This window comes from Magnetococcales bacterium (genome assembly GCA_015231925.1).
Classification (GTDB): domain Bacteria; phylum Pseudomonadota; class Magnetococcia; order Magnetococcales; family JADGAQ01; genus JADGAQ01.
On record JADGAQ010000343.1, the window covers coordinates 1 to 2390 of the forward strand.

Genomic DNA, 2390 nt, shown 5'->3' on the forward strand with positions numbered 1-2390 from the left:
AGAAAATGGAGGCTGGAAAATTCCTTGGTCAATGGTGAGCTTTTGCCAGGAGTCTTGTGGGGGTGGGGATGATTTGGCACCAGGGGGGTTGAGGGAAAAACCGCGAAAAATCAGCTTGTTAAGGCCGTTTGGTGCCAGGGCATGATTTGATCGAATTTGGTCGCAATCGAGCGAAAACGGGCGGAAAATGATTATGGAATGGCACCAAAATCGACGGTTACTGTCCGGGAATGGATAGTCGATGGACAGTGATCGGGAAAAGGTGTCGTGGCCAAGCAGATCAACTCCCTTCTAACCTGGCGCTCAAAAACTTAAAAATAGCAGGAATATCAATAGTTGAAGCGTCAGGATGTTTATGGAAATCTTGATGCGCAGTAAGTTTATCAAGGGCCGATAGAGCCTTGCCATTTACAGCATAATATCCTCTGTTCCCTTGAAGATCATTAGCAACTTCCCATAGTCCCATATGGGGGTATTGAAAATTTGCTCCGTATTGGCACAAAACAAAAACACGCATAGAAAGGATATGTCCAACACATTTTACAGGCAATAATTTATTATTTGTTACGACATAGGCAGTATATACTTCTTTTAATCTTGCTTCGACAGTATTAAGTACTGCTTTTGCGTCCCTTGCCGCGACCTCAAGTTTTATTAGAGCCTCAGCCGCCTCTTTCGCCTGCTGCGCCTCTTTCGCCTGCTGCGCCTCTTTCGCCTGCTGCGCCTCTTTGATTGGCCTACTGTCTTTGTCCGTAAAGAATATATCACGAACAATAAAAAATACAAAAAGCAGCACAAAACCAATAACCGCAATCTTTGCTATTAAAATAATCTTTTTGATTATTGATATAACACCATCAGTAAGAGAAGACACTATGTTTTCCTCTTTGGTTGATTAAGGCCAGCCCGTGAGGGCTGGCGTGGGGGTTATTTAGCCTGGGTGACCAGGTGGTCCAGGGCTTTGCGGTAGGCGGCGTGGGTCATGTCGTCTATCCGGTAGAAGCCGGTTTGGCGTTTGAGGTCGGACCAGATGGTTTGTGGGGGTAGGTTGCGGTTGTGTGCTGCTTGCGCGACCATTGCTCGCAAGATCGTTTGTTCTTGCGGGGTAATCTGTCGGTATTGCCATTGCCATATGGCAAACCCAACCGCAATTGACCCGACAACGTACAAGACAATCCTGCCTTTACCCCCCTCTCGACCCCGCAAAAAGCGGTTTATGCTAGATAAATCCATCCGAAATCCTCCTGCGACATCGTCGCGCTGGTGTGGAAAGTGGAGGACTTATCGGCAAAAACTTACAAAACGGTAACGTTACTGCCTATTTCTTCTTGAAAAACCGCTTAAACATGTCCTTTTTGAGGATTTCTTCCGGGGTTGCTCCGGTGTTTTTACGTTCTTCGGCGATCATTTGGGCAAATAGTAAAGCAAAACCATCCGCCGCATCATCCGAAAAACGGTCTGCAAGGCCCTCGTGGCGATGAATAAGGGTCCATGCAGTCATGGCATCATCAAAAGTCAAGCCGGTGTCTTTCTGCGCCATACCAGGGCGCATTGGCTCTTTGCCGGTAATAAGCCAGTCCAGGTTCACATGTGATAAGGCAGCAATACGGGAGATTGCTGTTACGGGGGGGTTATTGACCCCTCGGATGTACCTCCCAAGCGTGGCGATAGGGATACCAAAAAAATCCGCAGCATCCTTTTGGGAGCCGATTTCCTTGCAAACGGCTGCAATCCGGTGTCCGAGTTCCCGCAGGGAACTCGGACACATATCAGCATCATAAATGATCGCGTCCGAGTCTTGCTCAACCATTTGATATTCCTAGATAAACGGCAGCACGCCACGCAATTCTGAAAAAAATTAACTCGGACGCTCACAAATGATCTTGAACTCGATCATTTGTGGTGTTATTTCTATCGACAAGAGGCGAGGTTGTTCGCCTCCTGGGAAGCATGATAACCGGCCACGGATGGCCCTTCAACATCCGCTTGTTGGGATTTTTCGGATTGGGACCGGCCAGAAGCCGGACAGCGAAATGGAACGCGCATGACCCAGCAACCTGACCTGTTCGCCCCGTCACTGAATTCGGTGCGGGACTTCAAGGAGGCGCTCAACCGGGCGACCAGGGAAAGCGGGCTGTCGCGGGCGCAGATCCTGGACAAGCTGAATGCGGTGGCTGGGCGGTACGGAATCAACCTGGCGGCAGGGAATGCCGGGAAACTCTCTCTGGAGACTTTAGAAAAATGGCTGAATCCCGAAGCGGAAGCGCATGTACCACCTCTGAAGGCGTTACCTGTCTTGATGCGGGTGATCGGGTCTCCGGCGGTGCTGGAAGCTCTGGTGGGTTGTCTCGGGTGGCGGGTCATCGAGGGGCAGGACGTGGTGAGGCTGA

General features: G+C 50.0%; 4 protein-coding genes. 1 reads left to right on the forward strand and 3 read right to left on the reverse strand.

Going from position 1 to position 2390, the window contains the following annotated elements; all coding sequences use genetic code 11:
• Window positions 1–280 precede the first annotated feature (280 nt).
• The 3 genes from HQL56_19605 to HQL56_19615 form a co-directional block, all read right to left on the reverse strand.
• Window positions 281–874, reverse strand: coding sequence for a hypothetical protein (locus tag HQL56_19605; GenBank protein MBF0311723.1), 594 nt, complete (start codon window positions 872–874; stop codon window positions 281–283).
• Between the two features lie 53 nt (window positions 875–927).
• Complete coding sequence (locus HQL56_19610; GenBank protein ID MBF0311724.1) at window positions 928–1077, reverse strand: hypothetical protein; 150 nt, start codon at window positions 1075–1077, stop codon at window positions 928–930.
• Window positions 1078–1318: 241 nt separating this feature from the next.
• The gene (locus HQL56_19615; GenBank protein ID MBF0311725.1) at window positions 1319–1810 is read right to left on the reverse strand and encodes a helix-turn-helix transcriptional regulator; all 492 of its coding nucleotides are present in this window, start codon (window positions 1808–1810) and stop codon (window positions 1319–1321) included.
• 234 nt (window positions 1811–2044) lie between these two features.
• On the opposite strand from HQL56_19615, the gene HQL56_19620 reads away from it, so the two are divergent.
• The coding region (locus HQL56_19620) for a hypothetical protein (GenBank protein ID MBF0311726.1) at window positions 2045–2390 on the forward strand (346 nt) is incomplete at its 3' end.